The sequence below is a fragment of the Bacillus sp. SB49 genome, from assembly GCF_000469135.2.
Classification (GTDB): domain Bacteria; phylum Bacillota; class Bacilli; order Bacillales; family Halobacillaceae; genus Halobacillus.
Window position 1 is genome coordinate 1759689 of the sequence record NZ_CP048117.1, and the last position, 21500, is coordinate 1781188.

Genomic DNA, 21500 nt, shown 5'->3' on the forward strand with positions numbered 1-21500 from the left:
TACAGGATGGATACTAATATGGTTATCTCATTTGCAAAAGAAGGCATTTATACGGTACTGCTCATTTCCGGACCGGTACTCATACTGGCTCTTGCTATTGGATTGGTAGTAAGCATCTTCCAAGCGACGACCCAGATCCAGGAACAGACGCTTGCCTTCATACCGAAAATTGTTGCTGTATTAATCGGATTAATTGTTTTCGGTCCCTGGATGTTGACGAACATGGTGGAGTTCACAGCAAATATATTCAACAACCTTAATGTGCTGGTCGGTTAACGGATGCTTGAATCTATTGCTCTTGTGAACGTACCGGCGTTTCTACTGATATTGGTTCGGATCACGGCTTTTTTTGCCACCCTGCCGCTGTTTTCCTACCGTACGGTACCAACACAGCACAAGCTTGGCTTCAGTGTTTTCCTTGCAGCCATTCTTTATTTTACGATACCGCTTCCGGCCGTCTCTCTTGATGCAGAATACATACTCCTTCTATTGAAGGAAGCAGCGGTGGGGATTGCTGTCGGATTAATCGCCTATATCGTGTTGGCGGCTATACAAATCGCCGGTGGATTCATCGACTTCCAAATGGGGTTCGCTATTGCCAACGTCATCGATCCGCAGACAGGAGCCCAAAGCCCTCTTGTCGGTCAGTATATGTATATCGTTACGCTCATCCTCATTCTGGCTGTCGATGGTCACCATTTAATGATCGACGGAGTGTTCTACAGCTATGAGTGGATCGGGCTTGACCAGCTTTTGCCTTTAAGGGAAGACGGATGGATCGAATATGTCCTCAACGCTTTTAATCATATGTTCATCACGGCATTTCTTCTTGCTGTGCCGATCGTCGGGTGTCTGTTTTTCGTCGATATTGCGCTCGGCATTATTGCAAGGACGGTCCCGCAGCTAAACGTTTTCGTGGTCGGGCTTCCGCTGAAGATCTTTGCAGGTCTTGCCGTGCTGGTCATAGCCATGCCGTTTTATATTTTCTTAATCCATAAATTATTTGAAACGATGCTTGATACCATGCGCGGCTTGATGGTACTGTTCGGAGGCTGATCGATGGTTTATTTGCAATTGGATCTTCAATATTTTGCTGCTGATGAAAAAACAGAAAAAGCAACGCCGAAGAAACGTAAGGACACGAGGAAAAAAGGCCAGGTCCCGAAGAGTCAGGATGTCAATACGGGTTTTCTGCTGCTTTTGGTCTTCGGTGTTCTGTATTTAACTGGAGGATTCATGAAGGAGACGATGACCGGCATGTATGAACATGCTTTCACCGATTATCTCTATATGGATCTGACCGAAGAAAGGACGGCTTCTGTCTTCCTGGAAATGACGACAGAGGCAGCGAAGGTGGTCGCTCCGGTTATGGGAATTGCCATCCTTGCAGGGTTAGCATCCAATCTTCTGCAGGTAGGAGTGATGTTTACGAGTGAGCCGTTGAAGATGGACTTGAAACGCCTCGATCCGATTAAAGGTGCAAAACGGATTTTTTCAGCCAGAGCACTTGTGGAACTGCTGAAATCACTATTGAAAATCAGCGTCATCGGCATCATTTCGTTCTCTGTCATTTGGTATTACAAAGATGAAATGATGCTGATGTCTCAAAAGAATGTGGACGCGGCGCTGGCATTCTTCGGAACTACCACTGTCATCATGGGTCTTGTTTCCGCCCTGGCGCTGCTCCTATTGTCTGTTCTTGATTATACCTATCAGCGGTATGATCACGAAAAGAACATCCGGATGTCGAAGAAAGACGTCAAGGATGAGCATAAGAACATCGAGGGAGATCCGCAGATCAAGGCGAAAATCAAGGAGAAACAGCGTCAGATGGCTGCAAGCAGGATGATGAGTGAAGTGCCAAAGGCGGATGTCATTATTACCAACCCCACGCACTATGCCATCGCCATTAAATATGACGAAGCACAGTCCTCCGCACCAATCGTCATAGCCAAAGGGGTGGATGTCCTTGCTATGAAGATCAAGGAAGTGGCAAAAGCGAACGGGGTACCTGCCGTGGAGAACCGTCCGCTGGCACGTTCTCTCTATCAGCATGCAGAACTCGATCAACCCATTGATGAACAATTTTACAAGGCCGTTGCGGAAGTGTTGGCTTACGTTTATCAATTGGAGAAAAAAATGTAACAGAAAGGAGTGCCCCACATGTCAGCAAGAGATTTATCTGTACTCATCGGTGTGATTTTAATTATTATCATGCTCGTCATACCACTTCCGGGGTGGCTTCTCAGTTTCTTCATTCTTATCAATATCACGTTAGCTCTCATCGTCATCCTTGTATCTATGAACATGGAAGAGGCATTACAGTTCGCCGTGTTCCCCACTTTGTTACTCTTACTAACATTGTTCCGCTTGGGGTTGAACGTTTCCACTACCCGTTCCATTTTGTCAGAGGCGGATGCAGGCGGTGTCGTGGCGACCTTCGGGACGTTTGTAATCGGTGGAAACCCGCTTGTCGGATTCGTCGTCTTCATCATCCTGATTATCATCCAGTTCCTTGTCATCACAAAAGGGGCAGAACGGGTGTCCGAAGTGGCTGCCCGGTTCACATTGGATGCCATGCCGGGAAAACAAATGAGCATTGATGCTGATTTAAATGCCGGTATGATCAACGAACATCAGGCGAAAGACCGCCGTGAAAAGATTGAACAGGAAGCGGATTTTTACGGAGCGATGGACGGTGCGAGTAAATTTGTCAAAGGAGACGCTATTGCCGGAATCATTATCGTTCTGATTAATATCATCTTTGGACTGATCATCGGGATGGTCCAGATGGGCATGTCATTTAATGAAGCGATTGATACGTATATGCGTCTGACGGTAGGAGACGGGCTTGTCAGTCAGATTCCTGCTTTGCTTATCTCCACAGCTACCGGGATTGTAGTTACGAGGGTTGCGTCTAAAGGCAATTTGAGCACGGATGTAACGAGCCAGCTGCTTCGCTATCCGAAGCTGCTCTATATTGCGGCCATCACTATATTTCTGCTCGGCCTCACCCCGATTAACTTCTTTCTTACGACCTTGATTTCTTCCGTTCTCGCCTTCGGGGCTTTTTGGCTGTCGAGAGAAGACAAAGCTCCTTTAATTGAAGAACCGGAAGAATTGGATGAGGCAGACGGCAATCAAATGAAGTCGCCTGAAAATGTCGTCCAGTTAATCAGTATGGATCCGATAGAATTCGAATTTGGATATGCGCTTATTCCCATTGCGGATACAAGCCAGGGGGGAGACCTGCTCGACCGGATTGTTATGATCCGCCGGCAGCTGGCGATCGAACTTGGTATTGTGATCCCGGTGGTTCGGATCAGGGATAATATTCAGCTGGGCCCGAATGAATACCGGCTGAAGATTAAAGGGAATCAAGTAGCCGAAGGGGAACTGCTGCTCGATCACTTTCTTGCTATGAGTCCGGAAGGGGATGACGGAATAGGAGGCATTGATACAAACGAGCCGGCATTCGGTCTTCCTGCTAAATGGATAACGGAAGAACAAAAGGATGAGGCGGAGTTGTCTGGGTACACGGTCGTCGACCCTCCTTCCGTCGTCTCCACTCATATTACAGAGGTCATTAAACAACAGGCCCATAACCTTCTCGGTCGTCAGGAAACGCAGCAGCTCATCGATCACCTGAAAGATTCCTATCCAATCCTTGTCAATGAAGTGACTCCTGAACCTTTGAGCGTCGGGGATATACAGAAGGTCTTATCCAAGCTGCTCCGTGAAAACGTCTCTGTCAAGAATCTGCCGATTATTTTTGAAACCCTTGCTGATTTCGGCAAAATGACGAGTGATACGGATCTCCTGGCCGAGTATGCAAGACAGGCGCTCTCCGCTCAGATTACCGGCCAGTACCGGTCGGCGGATAACCAGGTAAAGGTGATCACCGTTTCCGGTAAAGTGGAGAAAATGATAGCAGAAAGCATCCAACAAACGGAGCATGGCAGCTATCTTGCCCTTGATCCAGACAGCCAGCAAGCAATCATTCAATCCATAGCAGAACAGGTGGAGCAGATGTCCTTACAGGAAGAAACGGCCATTATTCTTTGTTCTCCTGCTGTTCGGATGTATGTGAAGCAGCTTTTGGATCGCTTCCTTCCACAAGTAGTCGTCCTCTCTTATAACGAGCTGGAACCAAGTGCCGAGGTACAAAGCATAGGGGTGGTGAATGTGGCATGAAAATAAGAAAAATCCAGGCGCCAACGATGCCAGAAGCGATGAAGAAGGTGCGAAAGGAGCTTGGAGCGGATGCCGTCATTTTGAATTCTAAAAACATAAAGACTGGCGGATTCCTCGGTTTTTTCAAGCGTGAGCAGACGGAGGTTATTGCGGCAATCGATCCGGAAGACCAAAAAAAACAGGGCAGTGAACTAGAGGTAAACATGCCGCCATCCAAGGATGAAGAGGCAATCGTGAAAGAAATCCGGCAGATGAAAGAACTGCTGTTAAAGAAGGATTCACACTATCCACCTCTCTATCAACACGCCTATGAATATTTAATTTCTAAAGAAGTGGAGACAGATCTTGCCGGCTACTTCGTTGATGCACTGCTGGAAAAATACGAGCAGACAGAAGATACGGAGGTGTTAAAGCAACGACTGACAAATGAAATATACGACCATTTGAAGGGGTTGAGTTTCGGAAAGTCGACGTTTTCTAAACCTTTTGTACATCTGGTCGGTCCCACGGGAGTCGGGAAGACGACCACCCTTGCAAAACTGGCAGCCGACGCTATACTTCACCGGCAGCAGAAGGTTGGATTCATTACGACGGACACCTACCGAATCGCTGCTGTAGACCAGCTTAAGACGTATGCCACCATTCTCAATGTTCCTCTGGAAGTAGCCTATAATGCGGATGATTTCAAGGCAGCAAGAGAAAAGTTCGCAGATTATGATCTTGTCTTCGTAGATACCGCAGGGCGGAATTTCCGTGATGCTGCTTATGTAGAGGAATTGAAAGATTTAATTGATTTCGACAACGATTCGGAGAATTTTCTCGTGTTGAGTCTTACGAGCAAGCTAGTTGACATGAAGGCGGTTTACAAAGAATTCAAAGATCTTCCTGTCGATCAGTTGATATTTACGAAGATGGATGAAACGGTCCATATCGGAAGTGCTGTCAATATGGCTTCATCCACAGGAAAGGGAATTGCGTACTTCACCAATGGTCAGGATGTGCCTGATGATAGAAAAGAAGCATCGCCTATGTACCTTGCCAGGTTGCTGATGGAGGGATTCGCTCATGAATGACCAGGCACAGCAGCTGCGTCAGAGGATGGAAAACGATACCGTTCCTACGGCGAGGACGATTGCAGTCATAAGTGGAAAAGGCGGAGTAGGAAAAACCAACATATCTGTTAACTTCGCATTGACACTTCAGAAAAAAGGAAGACGGGTGCTGCTGATCGATCTGGATATCGGAATGGGAAACGTTGATATTTTATTAGGAGTGACTCCGGCTTATTCTTTTCCTGACTTATTCCGCAGGGGATTATCCGTCAGAGACATCATAGAGGAAGGTCCTGCCGGGCTTGGCTATATTTCCGGTGGATCAGGGTTGTCGGACATTTTTCATATGGATGAGGGGGACTTTGGTTTCTTTCAAGATCAGTTCCGGCAGCTATTGGAAGTCTATGAGTATATTATTCTTGATATGGGGGCGGGAGCTACTGAAGAAAGCCTTGCTTTCATACGCTCGGCCGATGAAGCGGTGCTGGTTACGACGCCTGAGCCGACGGCAATGACGGATGGATATGCCATGATCAAGCATGTAGTCCAAAGGGCGCCGGATCTGCCAATTTCCGTTTTAGTAAACAGGGTTCTGGATGCCCGTGAAGGGCGTGAAACCATGGACAAGCTCAAAACAGTAGCTATGCGCTTTCTTAAAAAGGAGTTGAACGAAACAGGCCTCCTTCCTGATGACAGCGCCGTTCTTAGAGCGGTAAGGCGACAAAGGCCCTTTGTGCTTGATTCTCAAGGGAGCAAGGCAGGAACGATGATGAAGCATATCGTCGGAAATTATTTAAACGAAAAGCAGCCGGAGCGGACCGGTAAATTTCTTTATAAGCTGAAGAATCTGATGTTTGCAAGGGGGAAGCGATGAACAAGATTCGGGTTCTTATCATAGACGATTCGGCTTTCATGCGCCGGATCTTAACGGATATTTTGGAAAGGGATGCCAGAATAGAAGTGGTGGCTGCTGCAAGAAACGGTCGGGATGGGCTTGAGAAAATGGAGGCCCTTGAACCGGACGTGATTACATTGGATGTAGAAATGCCGGTGATGGACGGCTTGACCACCCTTGAAATCATTATGCAGAAGCGTCCGACGCCTGTCGTTATGGTGTCAAGTCTAACCAAGGAAGGCGGAGACAGCACCATTAAAGCCCTGAGCTTAGGTGCGGTGGATGTCATTCAAAAGCCGTCCGGATCCATTTCCCTTGATATGGAAACGGTCCAGTACCAGGTGATAAGGAAAGTAATAGCTGCGGGAGGAGCCAATGTTACTGCTCTTCCCACTTCCACTAAGCAGGAAAAGCAAAGGACCCACCCACGGTTAAGGGCGGAAAACAGAAGGAACTTGATTGCCATCGGAACATCGACCGGCGGCCCCAGAGCCCTGCAAGAGGTTCTTACCTCGTTGCCACGGGAGCTTCCTGTTCCCGTCTTAATCGTCCAACATATGCCGAAAGGATTTACGAAATCTCTCTCTGAGCGTCTCAACAGACTGGCAGAGATAACGATCAAAGAAGCGGAAGACGGCGAACGCTTGGAACAGGGGACGGCGTATATCGCTCCTGGAGATTTTCATATGACCGTCCGTGAACGGGGCGGTGAATGGTACACGGTGCTCGACCAGACGCCTGCTCTGTCCGGGCATCGCCCTTCGGTCAACCGGCTGTTTTCTTCCTTGTCAGACTTGGCGGGTGTTACTCCATCCGTAGTCGTCATGACGGGGATGGGAGCAGACGGTTCGGAAGGGTTGCATAAATTGAAACAGAAAATCCGGCATACCTACAGCATCACACAGTCCGAAGGGACGTGTGTCGTATACGGGATGCCTAAAGCAGCAGTGAAGTCGGGGTTGTCGGATGAAGTAGCCGATTTAGAGGATATCAGTAAGGCTTTAATCCTGTCACTCCAAAACGGAAGGGAGTAAACGCAATGGAAATGAATCAGTATTTAGAAGTATTTCTCGATGAAAGCAGAGAGCATTTGCAAGCGATTAATGACCACCTGCTCGTACTAGAAAAGAATCCCGAGGATTTAAGCATTGTTAATGAAATTTTCCGTTCCGCTCATACGTTGAAAGGAATGTCTGCCACGATGGGGTATCAGGATCTCTCTGATCTGACACATAAAATGGAAAACGTCCTGGACGCCGTTCGCAACGGAAACATTATCGTTGATGGTCCGGTCCTTGATGTCGTCTTCGATTCCGTTGATGATTTAGAAGCGATGGTCGTGGATATAGCCAATGGAGGAAATGGAGAGAGGGATGTGCAGAAAGTCGTTCGCATGCTTCAATCCATAGAGGAAGGCACTGCGGCTGGTCAGTTGGATGAAGCGGCTGCGACAACAGCCGATCCCCTGCCCGAGCAGGGTCTTCCAAAGGTTGATGAATATACCTCCGCCGTCCTTCGCCAAGCGGAGGAGCAGGGACATATTAATTATGAGGTTCGGGTTCGTTTAAGGGAGGACTGCCTGCTCAAGTCGGTCCGCGTGTTCATGATATTTGAAGTTCTCGAACAAATGGGGGAAGTGCTGCAAACGAATCCACCTGCAGAAGATTTGGAGAATGAAGCCTTCGAAGAACAGTTCACCGTCTTGCTGACGACAACAGAACCGGCGGAGGAAGTAAAGGAGAAAGTTCTTCAGGTTTCGGAAGTGGAGCAAGTGGACGTTTCTCCTTATGAGCTTCCTGAACAAAAGGCGCAGGAGATAAAAGAAGTACGAAAAGAAGAGACGAAGGAAGAGTTAGAATCAGAGAAGAAGCAGATTGGAAATAAAACGATACGAATCAATATCGACCGACTGGATGCATTAATGAATTTGTTTGAAGAACTTGTCATCGATCGTGGGCGGCTGGAACAAATTTCTAATGAAATGAAGCATGACGAGCTTCAGGAAACGGTAGAGCGGATGGTCCGGATCTCCGGTGATCTGCAGAGCATCATTTTAAATATGCGTATGGTGCCTGTTGAACAGGTGTTTAATCGCTTTCCAAGAATGGTTCGTCAACTTTCAAGGGATCTCCATAAAGAGATCCATCTCTCCATACTTGGAGCAGAAACGGAGCTGGATCGAACCGTCATTGACGAAATCGGTGATCCGCTTGTCCACCTTATTCGTAATGCGCTTGATCATGGGATTGAAAGTCCGGAAATCCGCACAGCGCAAGGGAAGCCCCCGGCAGGAAGTTTGGAGCTCAAGGCTTACCACAGCGGAAACCATGTGTTCATCGAAATTACGGATGACGGTGCCGGAATAAATAGGGATAAGGTAATTGAAAAAGCTGTTGGTAACCGGATAATCACACGGGAACAAGCGGAAACCATGACGGATTCGGAAGTGTTCGAGTTGATCATGGCAAGCGGCTTCTCCACTGCTGATACTATTTCTGATGTATCCGGCAGAGGAGTCGGCCTTGATGTCGTAAAGAATACGATTGAATCTCTGGGGGGAGCCATCACGATTGAGAGTGTCTCCGGAGAAGGGAGCAGATTCTCTATTCAGCTTCCTCTGACACTTTCCATTATTTCCGTCATGCTTGTGGAAGTCCAGGAAGAGAAGTACGCAATTCCGCTTTCTTCTATAATAGAAACCGCGATTGTCAAGAAGGAAGACATCCTCCATGCCCACAATAAGAAGGTCATCGACTTCCGCGGGCGGGTCGTTCCACTTGTTTTTTTAAAAGACATCCTTCATGTACCGGAATCGCTGGAAGAAAAGGAGCATTATTCCGTTGTTATCGTTCGAAAAGGAGAAAAAATGGCAGCTCTCGTTGTCAATACGTTCATTGGACAGCAGGAAGTCGTGCTGAAATCACTCGGAGAGTACCTCTCCGGTGTATTCGCCATCTCGGGGGCTACAATACTTGGGGATGGACAGGTAGCGCTCATTCTGGACAGCAATGCACTAATTAAATAGGAGGGATAGAAATGACGGAACAAAGCCGATCCATTAAGAAAGTCATCGTCTTTCAAATCAATAATGAAGAATATACGGTCCCGGTTGATCAAGTAGGTTCTATAGAAAGAATGATGCCGATCACCCGTGTTCCGGGGACAAGTGCATTTGTTAAAGGTGTCTTAAATCTGAGAGGAGTAGTCACTCCTGTCATTGACCTTAGAGAACGATTCGGCCTGCCGTTCAAAGAAGCTGATGAGAGAACGAGGATTATCACGGTAACGGTGGGAGAGCTGAATGTCGGGTTGATTGTGGATGCAGCGAATGATGTGCTTGACCTGGACGAAACGGATGTCGAACCACCGCCTGAGATTGTCGGTACCGTAGAGGCGGAATATATACAGGGTGTTGCTAAACAGGAACACAGGCTTCTCATTTTGTTGAATTTGGAGAAAATCCTCTCAGAAGAAGAAGCGAAGAGCTTACAAAAGGCTGGAAATTAATGGAGGATAGCTTCAGCTATACTAAGGCACACATAGACGTGTGGAGGGAGATAGGGACGATCGGCGCCGGACATGCTGCGACGGCCCTTTCCCGTCTTCTGGGCAGAGGCTTTGACATGCATGTTCCCGATGTCCATGCTGCTGGTTTCGATGAGGTGCTGAAACTTGCTGGAGGGAGCGAAGAAGAAGTGGTAGGAGTCTGCCTGCAAATCCACGGCGACGCCTCTGGATATATGTTCTTTCTTTTCTCTCCTAAACAAGCCGCCATGTTCGCAGACCACTTGACTTTTGCGGCCGGGCAGTCATATAGAAACGATCCGACGCTGGCTGTATCTGCCGTCAAAGAACTTGGGAACATTTTGTCCGGCTCGTATTTAGCAGCATTGAACCAAATGACAGCACTCACGATGTACCCGTCCATTCCTTCTTTATCCAAGGATATGGCAGGTGCCGTCCTCAGTGAAGGGCTGGTTCGAATTGCCGTTGACAGGGACACTGCTCTGGTTATAGAGACGGTTCTGGTGGACCGCGAGAAAGCGGAATCGATGAAAGGGCACATTTTCTTCTTTCCGGATCCTGTATCCTATGACCGTATTTTTAAGTCGTTGGGAATTCAAGCGGATGGGTGAGATAGGGATGCTCATACGTGTAGGGATAGGGGAGATGGCTGGTGTGAAAGCTCCGGACACGATTCGTACGTCGGGACTTGGTTCTTGTGTCGGAATCGTCCTTTACGAAGAGAGGTCAAAGTTCGCGGCCATGGGTCATATCATGCTGCCGGATTCGACGGTTTCAAGGAATGCGCGGAACCGGGCCAAGTATGCAGATACAGCTGTAGAAGATCTCTGCCGACTAATAAAAGAGCAGCGTGTTCCCCTACATAAGGTTAAAGCGAAAATTGCCGGTGGGTCACAAATGTTTCAGTTCGGGGAGGCAAATGACACGATGCGGATTGGGCCGAGGAACGTCAAAGCGGTACGTCAGTGTCTCGCAAAGGTTCATATTCCGATTGTCGCAGCAGACGTTGGGGGATCAAAAGGAAGAACAATTGAATTCGATCCTTCCACCAATGCCCTTAAGATACGAACGGTCGGGGCGGGGGAACGGATTATATAATGGGACAACGATCCAATAAACAAGCGGGGAGGATGAAAATGGCCAGCTGTTTATCTCCTCAGGAACAACAGTGGTGGGAACTTTGGACGAAGAAGCAGGACGTAGATGCTGTCAACCACTTAGTCGAGCGATATGATTATCTTGTAAATTACCACGTACAAAGGATATCTGCCCACCTTCCAAAAAGCGTGAGCAAAGATGATGTCCGCAGCCTGGGCATGTTCGGTCTCTACGATGCGTTGAAGAAGTTCGATCCGACAAGAGATTTGAAATTCGATACCTATGCATCTTTCAGAATCAGGGGCTCCATTATGGACGGTCTCAGAAAAGAGGACTGGCTCCCAAGATCTGTCCGGGACAAAGCTAAGAAGGTGGAACAGACGACAGAAAGGCTGGAGCAGAAACTGCAGCGTCCTCCTACCTCATGGGAGGTGGCTGCAGAGCTTGAGGTCACGCAGGCAGAAGTGGAAGAGATCGTGAAAGACTCTCTTTATGCGAACGTCCTGTCTATGGAAGAAAAACCGAAAGACGGCAGGGAAGATCATAAAGAAGGAATCGGCTACTCCATCCCTGATGAACAGACCCGGACACCACAGGACTCCATTGTACGAAAAGAAAACTTCCAGGAGCTTGCAAAAGAAATACGGCAGTTGAATGAAAAGGAGCAGCTGGTAATCAGTTTGTTTTACCATGAAGAACTGACGTTGACGGAAATTGGTCATGTGTTGGAGCTGACCACGTCCAGAATCTCGCAAATTCATGCGAAAGCAATATATAAACTGCGTCATTCCCTACGGGAGATGATAGAAGCATGACGGAATATCAACAGAATTGACAGGTGATTAGATGACAGGATTTCTATTATCCATAAGCTTCCTGATCGACGGGGTGCTGCTTTATGCTATTTTCATACTGATGAAGCGAGTCAAACAGGCAGGGGAACTGGAAGAGCAGAAGCAAGAGACCGCTTCTGAAATAGACGACCTGTTTACTTCCTATTTAGCAGAGCTGAAAGATGAGAATGAGCGTTTGATGGCATGGGTGGCAAATACTCCGGAACAAAAGCCGGTTACATACACCGATGAGCACCAAGCGAAAGCATCTATTCGGGAGAGTGCTCCGGTTTATACTCCCCCCGTCCCTGTAGAAGGAACAGAAGTTATTTATGAGCGTTCCCTGCAGTCGCAGGTGATCGACATGATGCAGAGCGGCCTTACCATTGAAGAAACAGCCCGGAAATTAGATAGAGGAAAGACAGAAGTGGAGCTGTTGTACAAATGGAGCCAAAAAACTAGCGAAAAAACTTGAACGTCCTCCGCTCTTGTGGTATATTTACTGACGGTGTCAATACACACGCCTTTGGATCCTCCGGTGAGGTTGCTCTTCACAAGAAGAGTTCACTAGAGGAAATGATAGAGGCGGAGGATACTAAAAAAACCTAACAGGAGGAACTAACATGTCAGTAATTTCTATGAAACAGCTGCTAGAAGCTGGTGTTCACTTCGGACACCAAACCCGTCGCTGGAACCCGAAAATGAAGAAATACATCTTCACGGAGCGTAACGGGATTTACATCATCGACCTTCAGAAAACTGTGAAGAAGGTAGACGAGGCATTCAACTACGTGAAAGAGGTCGCTGCTGACGGCGGTAACATTCTTTTCGTAGGTACGAAAAAACAAGCGCAGGACACTGTCCGCGACGAAGCTACTCGTTGTGGCATGTACTACATCAACCAACGTTGGTTGGGTGGAACGCTTACTAACTTCGAAACAATCCGCAAACGTATCTATCGTTTGAAAGATATTGAGCGTATGGAAGAAGACGGTACGTTCGACGTACTTCCTAAAAAAGAAGTTGTCGACATGCTTAAAGAGAAAGATCGTCTTGTTAAATTCCTAGGCGGAATTAAAGAAATGAAGAGCCTTCCGGATGCAATGTTTGTCATTGACCCTCGTAAAGAGCGCATCGCAATCGCTGAAGCTCATAAATTGAATATCCCGGTTGTAGGTATCGTTGATACTAACTGTGACCCAGACGAAATCGATTATGTCATCCCAGCAAACGATGACGCAATCCGTGCCGTTAAATTGTTGACTTCCAAGATGGCAGACGCTGTTCTTGAAGCGAAACAAGGGGAAGAAACAGAAACAACGGAAGAAACAGAAGCTGCAGTAGAAGCTGCTCAAGAGTAAAAAAAGGGTCAAAAAGGTGATAAGGGGACGTACCTTTATCACCTTTTTTAAAGAGACTTTCTTTAATATTCCGCCTCTCATCCTTGACCAGGACAGAGAAGCGGCTTCGATTTGTATATTAACAAGGAGGCTTTAACAATGGCTGTAAATGCAAAAATGGTAAAAGAACTTCGTGAAAAAACTGGCGCAGGTATGATGGACTGTAAAAAAGCGCTGACAGAAACTGATGGTGACATGGACAAAGCGATCGAGTGGCTTCGTGAGAAAGGTATCTCCAAAGCTGCTAAGAAAGCAGATCGTATCGCTGCAGAAGGTTCTGCTGCAATTGAAATCCAAGGGAACACGGCTGTTCTTTTCGAAGTGAACTGTGAAACAGACTTCGTAACAAAGAACGACCAGTTCAAAGAGCTTTTGAAAGAACTTGGTCAACACCTGGTTAACCAAAAGCCGGCTACTGTAGAAGAAGCGCTTGAACAGAAACTTCACGGTGATGGAGAAGTTCTTAGCAGCTACATTACAGACCGCGTAGCGAAAATCGGTGAAAAGCTTTCCCTTCGCCGTTTCGTAATCAAAGAAAAAACAGATAACGATGCGTTTGGTGCTTACCTTCACATGGGTGGGAACATCGGTGTCCTTACCGTCCTTGAAGGTTCTACAGACGAAGCGGCAGCTAAAGACGTTGCGATGCACGTAGCGGCTGTAAGTCCTCGTTATGTATCCCGTGATGAAATCCCTGCCGAAGAAGCAGACAAAGAGCGCGAAGTTCTTAAGACTCAGGCGCTTAACGAAGGCAAACCTGCCAACATCGTTGAGAAAATGGTAGAAGGACGCATCAACAAGTTCTTCGAAGAGATCTGCCTGCTCGACCAAAGCTTTGTTAAAGATCCTGACCAGAAAGTGAAACAGTTCGTCGCTTCTACAGGCGGACAAATCACTGGTTTCGATCGTTTCGAAGTAGGAGAAGGTATGGAGAAACGTGAAGAAAACTTTGCTGATGAGGTAATGAGCCAAGTTAAAAAATAAGGATAGTGAAGAGTAGGGGACACTGTCGGTGTTCCCTATTTTCAAACATGCTACATAGTGGCAGATGTGCAAGCAAACAGGAATAGCAAAATTCACGGGAGGTTACTATGACTACAGCTCGTTATCGTCGTATCGTATTAAAATTAAGTGGAGAAGCTTTGAGTGGTAAGGCAGGATTCGGATTGGAGCCGAGCATCATCAAGTCTGTCTCTAGACAAGTGAAAGAAGTAGCGGAACTGGGAGTAGAAGTTGCTGTCGTCGTCGGAGGCGGAAACATCTGGCGCGGAAAAGTCGGTGCAGAAATGGGCATGGATCGTGCGAATGCCGACTATATGGGAATGCTCGCAACGGTTATGAACTCTCTTGCACTGCAGGACAGCCTGGAAAACCTCGGTATTCCGACCCGTGTTCAGACATCTATTGAAATGAGACAGGTAGCCGAGCCATATATTCGCAGAAAAGCGATCCGCCACCTGGAGAAAAAGCGTGTCGTCATTTTCGCTGCGGGTACAGGTAATCCGTATTTCTCTACGGATACGACAGCGGCCTTGAGAGCTGCTGAGATTGAAGCCGACGTCATTCTTATGGCGAAGAATAATGTTGACGGTGTTTACACAGATGATCCAAAACTGAATGAAGATGCTGTCAAGTACGACCAGCTCTCTTACATGGACGTCCTTAACGAAGGGCTAGGAGTCATGGATTCCACTGCATCTTCCCTATGTATGGACAACGATATCGATTTATTGGTATTCTCTATTACAGAAGACGGTAATATCAAAAAGGCCGTAATGGGCGAAAATATTGGAACGATCGTGAGGGGGAAATAATCATGTCTGAAGCCGTGATTAATGAGACAAAACAACAAATGGAGCAGGCGGTACAAGCTTTTTCTCGCCAGTTGGCGACAGTTCGTGCCGGACGCGCCAATCCATCTATCCTTGACAATGTGTATGTGGACTACTACGGAGCTGCGACGCCGTTGAACCAGCTTGCACAAGTATCCGCACCAGAGCCTCGTCTACTTGTCATTACACCATATGATAAGACTGCGATTGCTGAAATTGAGAAAGCAATCCAGAAAGCGGACCTTGGGTTGTCTCCATCCAGTGACGGAAATGTTGTCAGAATTAACATTCCTGCACTGACAGAAGAGCGTCGTAAGGACCTTGCCAAAGTAGTAGGCAAGTACTCGGAAGAATCGAAAGTACAAATTCGTAATATCCGCCGTGATTCCAACGACAAACTGAAGAAACTTGAAAAAGACGGCGAACTCACAGAAGATGATCTTCGATCTTATCAGGAAGATGTCCAAAAGGTAACGGATCAGCACATCGTCAAAATCGATGAGTTGGCCAAAACGAAAGAAGAAGAGATCATGGAAGTTTGATCTTCTTCCTGAACTCATATGCCTTGAGGTGTATAAGCCGCGCTGTAGATGTTTGGCAGCGCGGCTTTCATTTTGTTTCCATCATATAGAACGACATATCGTCGAAATATAGTATATAATAGAAAGATGGAAGAAACGGACTGGAGGATTCAACATGCCAATCAAGTTTCCATTTGCCAAAAGAAAAAAACAACCGAAATCCCAGCCGCTCGGGCTCGATTACGATCATATTCCGGAGCACGTGGCAATCATCATGGATGGAAACGGCCGTTGGGCGAAGAACCGTGGAATGCCGCGAATTGCCGGGCATAAGGAAGGTATGGGAGTAGTGAAACGGATCGTGCGTTATGCGTCCGATATCGGCGTGAAGGTTCTCACTCTGTATGCATTTTCAACTGAAAATTGGAAACGCCCGAAAAAAGAGGTCGATTTCCTGATGAAGCTTCCTGTTGATTTCTTAAATACATATTTGCCTGAACTGATCGAGAGAAATGTCCGGGTCCAGACCATCGGAGATTTTGATGTCCTGCCACCTCATACGAGAAAGGCAGTCAAAGAAGCGATGGAAAAAACAAAGAACAACGACGGACTTATTCTTAACTTTGCACTCAACTACGGCAGCCGCTTTGAAATGGTGCAGGCAGTCAGGCAGATTTCTTCCAAAGTCCAGTCAGGTGAACTGGTCCCGGAAGATATTAATGAAGAGGTTTTCAGTAAGGAGCTTTATACTTCCGACTTGATTGAACCGGACCTCCTGATCCGTACAAGCGGGGAACAGAGGCTTAGTAATTTTCTGCTTTGGCAGCTCGCCTATGCAGAATTTTGGTTTACTGAAGTATATTGGCCTGATTTCAATGAGAGCCATTTTGAGAAAGCTCTCTATGATTTTCAAAATCGTAAACGTCGTTACGGCGGAGTATAAGGTGTGATTAATCTTTATGAAGCAAAGAACCATTACAGCAGTAGTTGCCGCATTGATCTTTATTCCGATCATCATGCTCGGAGGATGGCCGTTCCAGGCGTTCGTGTACATCATTGCGAGTATCGCTTTGCTGGAACTCATACGTATGAAAAAAATCGCTAGATATTCAGTCGCTGCAGGACTTGGTCTCCTGCTTATGTGGGCGCTTATGTTTCCTTATGAAGTGTTTGACGGTATTGTGGCGGATGAGGATTTAATTACGAAGTCCGAAATAACTCTTCTGGCCGTTTTAGTGTTGTTGAGCTACACGGTACTCGTCAAGAACCGCTTCACTTTCGATGATGCCGGATTTCTCCTGCTGTCCGCCATTTACATCGGAATGGGATTTAATTATTTGATCGAAACACAACAGGCGGGGCTTGAATATGTGTTTTTCTCCTTGTTTGTTGTTTGGGCGACGGATACAGGTGCTTATCTGTTCGGCCGTTCATTTGGAAAGCACAAGCTCTGGCCGCAGATCAGTCCGAAGAAGACCATTGAAGGATCGATCGGGGGAATCGTACTTGCCTGCATTGTGGCCGTCCTGTTTCAGTGGGTCTATCCACTTGATCATTCTTTGATCGTCATCCTGCTTGTCACGATATTGGTTTCTATTGCAGGACAGATCGGTGATCTGGTCGAATCTGCATTTAAAAGACATTATGCCGTTAAAGATTCCGGGAAAATCCTCCCTGGACATGGAGGCGTGCTTGATCGATTCGACAGTTTAATCTTTATTCTGCCGATCCTCCATTTAATTAATTTCATTACGGTCTAAAGGGGGAGTATGAGAGATGAAACAAATAGCACTGCTCGGGGCGACAGGGTCCATTGGTATTCAAACCCTCGATGTCATCCGACTGCATCCCGACGAGTTCCGTCTGTACGCAATGGCGTTCGGAAGGAATATTGAAAAAGCTTTGCCGCTCATCAAGGAATTCCAGCCTGAAATGATAGTCGTTCAGGATGAAGAGACCAAAGACAAGCTGGAGAAAGAAATAGAAGGTATTTCTGTCCTTTCTGGATCCAAGGGTTTAATTGAAGCCGGTGTAGCCGATGCTGTGGATGTAGTAGTCAATGCCGTCATGGGAAGTGTTGGACTTCCGGCGACGTTGAAAGCCATTCAGGCTCAGAAAGTAATTGCGATTGCCAACAAAGAGACTTTGGTAACAGCCGGTCATTTAGTAATGGCAGAAGCAGAGAAGTACGGCGTTGAACTTCTCCCGGTAGACAGTGAGCATTCTGCCATATACCAGTCCCTGAACGGGGAGAATCCAAAAGATATAAATAAACTGATCATCACCGCTTCCGGTGGGAGCTTCCGGGACCGGACACGTGAAGAATTAAAAGGGGTAACAGTGGAAGACGCCCTCAAGCATCCGAATTGGAGTATGGGAGCTAAAATCACCATTGATTCTGCATCCATGATGAATAAGGGGCTTGAAGTGATCGAAGCACACTGGCTTTTCGGTGTACCTTATGAACAGATTCATGTTATTCTTCATAGAGAAAGCGTCATCCATTCCATGGTGGAATACTCCGATCGAAGCGTGATTGCCCAGCTCGGAACACCGGATATGAAAGTGCCGATCCAGTATGCATTGACATATCCGGAACGGAAAGAGCTTCCGATTACGAAGCCGTTAAACCTTGAAGAGATAGCTGCGCTTCATTTTGAAAAAATGGACTTTGAACGTTTTCCTTGTTTGAAAATGGCGTATGAAGCAGGAGCTTCGGGTGGTTCGATGCCGACGGTGCTTAACGCAGCAAATGAAGAAGCGGTGCAGCTTTTCCTGGAAGGCAAAATATCCTTCCTCGATATTGAGAAATACATTGCACAAGCATTGGAAAACCACACAAGGATTCATAACCCGGACTTGTCTACCATAATTTCTATAGATGAGGAAACGAGAAAGAGCGTCCGTTCTTTTCTTGTATAACGGTTTTAATGGGAAAGGTGTTCGCCTTTCCTGGCTGCTGCAGATTGGAGCCGTAAAGCGGACGAGTCTGCTCGATAACAATGCCATAAAAGAAGGAAGGTGCTTCATTTGACTACCGTGATTGCATTTATACTCATGTTCGGGCTTTTGGTTTTCGTTCATGAGTGGGGGCATCTTATTTTCGCTAAGCGTGCAGGGATGCTCGCCCGTGAATTTGCGATCGGTTTCGGACCCAAGATCTTCGCCTTCACTCGAAACGAAACACTATACACCATTCGGCTGCTGCCGGTCGGTGGGTACGTTCGGGTAGCAGGGGAGGATCCCGAAATTGTTGAATTGAAAGCCGGTCACCATATCGGTCTTGAATTCAACCAGGAAGGAAAAGTGAATCGGATCATCGTTAACAACAAGTCGAAGCATCCACACGCGAGAGTCATCGAAGTGGAAAAAGCAGATCTCGATCATAACCTTCTGATTGAAGGGTATGAAATCGATGAGGACGAGAAACTTTTCTTTGAAGTCGATCCGAAGGCGATGTTCGTCATGGATGAGAAGGAAACGCAGATTGCTCCATACGATCGTCAATTCGCATCCAAAACAGTGCCACAGAGAGCGATGCAGCTATTCGCCGGTCCTTTAATGAACTTTGTACTAGCCATTATTCTGTTCCTGATCCTTGGATTTGCTCAGGGTGTGCCGTCTGATGAAGCGAAGCTTGGTACCATACAGGACAATTCGCCTGCAGACCAGGCGGGGTTAATGGCTGGTGATCGAGTGACTGCTGTCGACGGACAGTCTGTCGACACGTGGGAAGAATTCACGACGATCATTCGCGAACATCCGGATGAAGAAGTTGCACTTACGCTTCAGAGAAATGACCAAACGCAGGAAGTGAATGTTACTCCTGCTGCGGTAGAGGCGCAGGATATTACCATCGGTCAAGTCGGCGTTTCAAGGGCATTTGAGGATTCTTTCGCTAAGAAGCTGACGTTCGGATTCACGCAGACCTACGAGTGGTCCACGCTTATCCTTACGAATCTCGGAAAGCTTGTAACAGGCCAGTTCTCGCTTGATATGCTCTCCGGACCTGTCGGCATTTATGATGCCACCGACCAGGTCGTCCAGACAGGTTTCACGAATTTCGTCATGTGGACGGCGATCCTTAGTATCAATCTGGGGATTGTCAATCTGCTGCCGCTTCCGGCACTGGATGGCGGACGTCTGTTGTTCGTTGGATTAGAAGGAATCCGAGGAAAGCCGATCGATCCTCAAAAAGAGGGTATGGTCCATTTCATCGGTTTCGCACTATTGTTCCTGCTGATGCTTGTCGTCACCTGGAACGACATTCAACGGTTATTTTTATAGAAAATATGGCTGGAAGCCTCCAGGTACAGGTTGATTCCTAGGCTTCTAGCTTCTTTTATTAATCAAGAACTGAGGTGTCACTATGAGACAAAGTCAAATGTTAATTCCAACGTTGAAAGAAAACCCGGCTGATGCGGATATTAAGAGCCACCAGCTGCTCGTCCGGGCAGGTTACATACGCCAGATTGCATCTGGAATTTACAGTTTCCTACCAATCGGCAAACGTGTATTGAATAAAGTAGAAGCTATCGTACGTGAAGAAATGGAGAAAATCGGTGCTCACGAAATGGCGATGCCCGCTCTTGAGCCGTCTGAATTGTGGAAAGAAAGTGGTCGTTGGACAACCTTCGGGTCTGAGCTGATGCGAATGCATGACCGAAACGGCCGTGAATTCGCGCTGGGTGCCACACACGAGGAAGTAATCACAAGCCTTGTCCGTGATGAGGTGAAAAGTTACAAGCAGCTGCCGCTGACCGTCTTCCAAATTCAAAACAAATTCCGTGATGAAGCACGTCCTCGATTCGGACTGCTTCGCGGCCGTGAATTCTTGATGAAGGATGCTTACTCGTTTAATGAATCGTACGAAAGCCTTGATGAAACGTATGACAAAATGTTTCAGGCTTACTCTAATATTTTCAGCCGTTTAGGCTTGAACTTCCGAGCGGTCATTGCTGACTCTGGAGCAATGGGAGGGAAGGACACCCATGAATTCATGGTGCTGTCAGAAGTAGGGGAAGACGTGATCGCTTATTCCGATACGTCCCGTTATGCAGCGAACATCGAAATGGCACCGGTCGTGACTAAATACGAGAAGTCCAAGGAAGCCTCCAAAGAAATGGAGAAAGTCGAAACACCAGGTAAGAAAACGATGAAGGAAGTCGCGGACTTCCTTGGTCATGATCTCGATAAGGGTATGAAAGCGATCCTTTTCCAAGTGGACGAAGCGTTTGTGATGGTTATTACACGCGGCGATCACGAAGTCAACGATGTAAAGTTGAAAAATCTGTATGACGCCGGTGTCGTAGAACTAGCATCGGAAGAAGATACAAAGCGGCTCCTTGGAACGGGTTTCGGTTCTCTTGGACCGGTTAATGTGCCGGAAGACGTGGATGTTGTAGCAGACTTTGCCGTGGAAGCACTTGTTAATGCTTCTTGTGGGGCAAATGAGGAAGGGTATCATTACACAAACGCAACGCCCGGTGTAGATTTCCAAGTGAAGCAGTATGCAGATCTTCGCTTCATTCAGGAAGGGGATCCTTCCCCGGACGGTGAGGGTTCCATTAAGTTCGCGCGGGGAATCGAGGTTGGTCACGTGTTCAAGCTGGGCGAATTCTACTCGGAACGCATGAACGCGACATTCTTAAATGATCAGGGGAAAGCGAAAACAATGATCATGGGATCATACGGAATCGGTGTCTCCCGGACAGTAGCTGCCATTGTGGAACAATATCATGATGAGCGCGGCATCACTTGGCCGGCCAATATCGCTCCTTACAAAGTTCATCTTTTATCCATGAATCCGAAGAAGCAGGAGCAGAAGGATTTGGCAGAAGAAATTTACGGGATGCTGCTTGAAGCGGGCATCGAGGTCCTATATGATGATCGTAAAGAACGTGCCGGAGTCAAGTTCGCAGACAGTGACCTGTTCGGTGTCCCGCTCAGGATAACGGTAGGAAAGCGTGCTCCTGAAGCAGTGGTTGAACTGAAAGAGCGTGCAACCGGAGAACAGAAGGACTTGGAAACAAATGAAATCATCGACTATGTGAAAAACTGGTATCAGGCATAAGAATCGAATGGAGAACACATACCCTTGCTGCGAGAAACTTTAGCAAGGGTATTTCCATGATGACCTGTGTTCTGTGG

At 47.2% G+C, this 21500-nt stretch carries 22 protein-coding genes; all 22 read left to right on the forward strand.

Annotated features, from left to right (window positions below):
* Positions 1 to 6 precede the first annotated feature (6 nt).
* The 22 genes from fliQ to M662_RS09380 all read left to right on the forward strand — a co-directional run bounded on the left by fliQ (position 7) and on the right by M662_RS09380 (position 21423).
* The gene (gene fliQ, locus M662_RS09275) at positions 7 to 276 is read left to right on the forward strand and encodes a flagellar biosynthesis protein FliQ (RefSeq protein WP_008639564.1); all 270 of its coding nucleotides are present in this window, start codon (positions 7 to 9) and stop codon (positions 274 to 276) included.
* Between the two features lie 3 nt (positions 277 to 279).
* Complete coding sequence (fliR, locus tag M662_RS09280; protein WP_026577463.1) at positions 280 to 1056, forward strand: flagellar biosynthetic protein FliR; 777 nt, start codon at positions 280 to 282, stop codon at positions 1054 to 1056.
* A gap of 3 nt (positions 1057 to 1059) precedes the next feature.
* The gene (flhB, locus tag M662_RS09285; protein ID WP_026577462.1) at positions 1060 to 2145 is read left to right on the forward strand and encodes a flagellar biosynthesis protein FlhB; all 1086 of its coding nucleotides are present in this window, start codon (positions 1060 to 1062) and stop codon (positions 2143 to 2145) included.
* 18 nt (positions 2146 to 2163) lie between these two features.
* Positions 2164 to 4194, forward strand: coding sequence for a flagellar biosynthesis protein FlhA (flhA, locus tag M662_RS09290; RefSeq protein WP_026577461.1), 2031 nt, complete (start codon positions 2164 to 2166; stop codon positions 4192 to 4194).
* Positions 4191 to 5267 (forward strand): flagellar biosynthesis GTPase FlhF, encoded by a 1077-nt coding sequence (gene flhF, locus M662_RS09295; RefSeq protein WP_026577460.1) that lies wholly within the window; start codon positions 4191 to 4193, stop codon positions 5265 to 5267. The genes flhA and flhF overlap by 4 nt, the downstream gene beginning before the upstream one ends.
* Positions 5260 to 6120 carry a MinD/ParA family protein gene (locus tag M662_RS09300; protein ID WP_008639580.1) on the forward strand — a complete coding sequence of 287 codons (861 nt, stop codon included), beginning with the start codon at positions 5260 to 5262 and terminating at the stop codon, positions 6118 to 6120. The genes flhF and M662_RS09300 overlap by 8 nt, the downstream gene beginning before the upstream one ends.
* Positions 6117 to 7175 (forward strand): protein-glutamate methylesterase/protein-glutamine glutaminase, encoded by a 1059-nt coding sequence (locus tag M662_RS09305; protein WP_026577459.1) that lies wholly within the window; start codon positions 6117 to 6119, stop codon positions 7173 to 7175. The genes M662_RS09300 and M662_RS09305 overlap by 4 nt, the downstream gene beginning before the upstream one ends.
* A gap of 5 nt (positions 7176 to 7180) precedes the next feature.
* The gene (locus M662_RS09310; RefSeq protein ID WP_026577458.1) at positions 7181 to 9166 is read left to right on the forward strand and encodes a chemotaxis protein CheA; all 1986 of its coding nucleotides are present in this window, start codon (positions 7181 to 7183) and stop codon (positions 9164 to 9166) included.
* An 11-nt stretch (positions 9167 to 9177) separates the two neighbouring features.
* Positions 9178 to 9648 (forward strand): chemotaxis protein CheW, encoded by a 471-nt coding sequence (locus M662_RS09315; RefSeq protein ID WP_008639584.1) that lies wholly within the window; start codon positions 9178 to 9180, stop codon positions 9646 to 9648.
* Complete coding sequence (locus M662_RS09320; protein WP_008639586.1) at positions 9648 to 10277, forward strand: chemotaxis protein CheC; 630 nt, start codon at positions 9648 to 9650, stop codon at positions 10275 to 10277. Before M662_RS09315 ends, M662_RS09320 begins: the two co-directional genes overlap by 1 nt.
* A 7-nt stretch (positions 10278 to 10284) precedes the next feature.
* Entirely contained in the window at positions 10285 to 10764 is a 480-nt protein-coding gene (locus M662_RS09325; RefSeq protein ID WP_236096549.1) for a chemotaxis protein CheD, read from the forward strand.
* Between the two features lie 38 nt (positions 10765 to 10802).
* A complete protein-coding gene (locus tag M662_RS09330; protein WP_008639590.1) occupies positions 10803 to 11579 on the forward strand; it encodes a FliA/WhiG family RNA polymerase sigma factor in 777 nt (258 codons plus the stop codon).
* Positions 11580 to 11610: 31 nt separating this feature from the next.
* Complete coding sequence (locus tag M662_RS09335) at positions 11611 to 12072, forward strand: hypothetical protein (protein ID WP_008639592.1); 462 nt, start codon at positions 11611 to 11613, stop codon at positions 12070 to 12072.
* A 148-nt stretch (positions 12073 to 12220) separates the two neighbouring features.
* Positions 12221 to 12958, forward strand: a complete 738-nt coding sequence (rpsB, locus tag M662_RS09340; protein ID WP_008639593.1) for a 30S ribosomal protein S2 — start codon at positions 12221 to 12223, stop codon at positions 12956 to 12958.
* A gap of 138 nt (positions 12959 to 13096) precedes the next feature.
* Positions 13097 to 13981: a translation elongation factor Ts gene (gene tsf / locus M662_RS09345; protein ID WP_008639595.1), complete on the forward strand. Its 885-nt coding sequence runs from the start codon at positions 13097 to 13099 to the stop codon at positions 13979 to 13981.
* Positions 13982 to 14088: 107 nt separating this feature from the next.
* Positions 14089 to 14811: a UMP kinase gene (gene pyrH / locus M662_RS09350; protein ID WP_008639597.1), complete on the forward strand. Its 723-nt coding sequence runs from the start codon at positions 14089 to 14091 to the stop codon at positions 14809 to 14811.
* Between the two features lie 2 nt (positions 14812 to 14813).
* A complete protein-coding gene (gene frr / locus M662_RS09355) occupies positions 14814 to 15371 on the forward strand; it encodes a ribosome recycling factor (RefSeq protein ID WP_008639599.1) in 558 nt (185 codons plus the stop codon).
* 154 nt (positions 15372 to 15525) lie between these two features.
* The gene (locus tag M662_RS09360) at positions 15526 to 16293 is read left to right on the forward strand and encodes an undecaprenyl pyrophosphate synthase (RefSeq protein WP_026577457.1); all 768 of its coding nucleotides are present in this window, start codon (positions 15526 to 15528) and stop codon (positions 16291 to 16293) included.
* A 16-nt stretch (positions 16294 to 16309) separates the two neighbouring features.
* On the forward strand, positions 16310 to 17110 hold the full coding sequence (locus tag M662_RS09365; RefSeq protein ID WP_008639604.1) for a phosphatidate cytidylyltransferase: 801 nt from the start codon (positions 16310 to 16312) through the stop codon (positions 17108 to 17110).
* Between the two features lie 16 nt (positions 17111 to 17126).
* The gene (gene dxr / locus M662_RS09370) at positions 17127 to 18272 is read left to right on the forward strand and encodes a 1-deoxy-D-xylulose-5-phosphate reductoisomerase (RefSeq protein WP_008639606.1); all 1146 of its coding nucleotides are present in this window, start codon (positions 17127 to 17129) and stop codon (positions 18270 to 18272) included.
* 108 nt (positions 18273 to 18380) lie between these two features.
* Complete coding sequence (gene rseP, locus M662_RS09375) at positions 18381 to 19637, forward strand: RIP metalloprotease RseP (protein ID WP_026577456.1); 1257 nt, start codon at positions 18381 to 18383, stop codon at positions 19635 to 19637.
* Between the two features lie 82 nt (positions 19638 to 19719).
* Positions 19720 to 21423, forward strand: a complete 1704-nt coding sequence (locus M662_RS09380) for a proline--tRNA ligase (protein WP_026577455.1) — start codon at positions 19720 to 19722, stop codon at positions 21421 to 21423.
* Positions 21424 to 21500 lie beyond the last annotated feature (77 nt).

What these genes read in the sequence shown, in the direction of transcription:
- M662_RS09365 (WP_008639604.1), top strand. Translation starts at nt 16,310, where the DNA reads ATGAAGCAAAGAACCATTACAGCAGTAGTTGCCGCATTGATCTTTATT.
- M662_RS09335 (WP_008639592.1), top strand. Translation starts at nt 11,611, where the DNA reads ATGACAGGATTTCTATTATCCATAAGCTTCCTGATCGACGGGGTGCTG.
- M662_RS09315 (WP_008639584.1), top strand. Translation starts at nt 9,178, where the DNA reads ATGACGGAACAAAGCCGATCCATTAAGAAAGTCATCGTCTTTCAAATC.
- flhB (WP_026577462.1), top strand. Translation starts at nt 1,060, where the DNA reads ATGGTTTATTTGCAATTGGATCTTCAATATTTTGCTGCTGATGAAAAA.
- M662_RS09310 (WP_026577458.1), top strand. Translation starts at nt 7,181, where the DNA reads ATGGAAATGAATCAGTATTTAGAAGTATTTCTCGATGAAAGCAGAGAG.
- M662_RS09360 (WP_026577457.1), top strand. Translation starts at nt 15,526, where the DNA reads ATGCCAATCAAGTTTCCATTTGCCAAAAGAAAAAAACAACCGAAATCC.
- frr (WP_008639599.1), top strand. Translation starts at nt 14,814, where the DNA reads ATGTCTGAAGCCGTGATTAATGAGACAAAACAACAAATGGAGCAGGCG.
- M662_RS09320 (WP_008639586.1), top strand. Translation starts at nt 9,648, where the DNA reads ATGGAGGATAGCTTCAGCTATACTAAGGCACACATAGACGTGTGGAGG.
- fliQ (WP_008639564.1), top strand. Translation starts at nt 7, where the DNA reads ATGGATACTAATATGGTTATCTCATTTGCAAAAGAAGGCATTTATACG.
- fliR (WP_026577463.1), top strand. Translation starts at nt 280, where the DNA reads ATGCTTGAATCTATTGCTCTTGTGAACGTACCGGCGTTTCTACTGATA.
- flhF (WP_026577460.1), top strand. Translation starts at nt 4,191, where the DNA reads ATGAAAATAAGAAAAATCCAGGCGCCAACGATGCCAGAAGCGATGAAG.
- tsf (WP_008639595.1), top strand. Translation starts at nt 13,097, where the DNA reads ATGGCTGTAAATGCAAAAATGGTAAAAGAACTTCGTGAAAAAACTGGC.
- rpsB (WP_008639593.1), top strand. Translation starts at nt 12,221, where the DNA reads ATGTCAGTAATTTCTATGAAACAGCTGCTAGAAGCTGGTGTTCACTTC.
- dxr (WP_008639606.1), top strand. Translation starts at nt 17,127, where the DNA reads ATGAAACAAATAGCACTGCTCGGGGCGACAGGGTCCATTGGTATTCAA.
- M662_RS09325 (WP_236096549.1), top strand. Translation starts at nt 10,285, where the DNA reads ATGCTCATACGTGTAGGGATAGGGGAGATGGCTGGTGTGAAAGCTCCG.
- M662_RS09330 (WP_008639590.1), top strand. Translation starts at nt 10,803, where the DNA reads ATGGCCAGCTGTTTATCTCCTCAGGAACAACAGTGGTGGGAACTTTGG.
- pyrH (WP_008639597.1), top strand. Translation starts at nt 14,089, where the DNA reads ATGACTACAGCTCGTTATCGTCGTATCGTATTAAAATTAAGTGGAGAA.
- M662_RS09380 (WP_026577455.1), top strand. Translation starts at nt 19,720, where the DNA reads ATGAGACAAAGTCAAATGTTAATTCCAACGTTGAAAGAAAACCCGGCT.
- flhA (WP_026577461.1), top strand. Translation starts at nt 2,164, where the DNA reads ATGTCAGCAAGAGATTTATCTGTACTCATCGGTGTGATTTTAATTATT.
- M662_RS09300 (WP_008639580.1), top strand. Translation starts at nt 5,260, where the DNA reads ATGAATGACCAGGCACAGCAGCTGCGTCAGAGGATGGAAAACGATACC.
- M662_RS09305 (WP_026577459.1), top strand. Translation starts at nt 6,117, where the DNA reads ATGAACAAGATTCGGGTTCTTATCATAGACGATTCGGCTTTCATGCGC.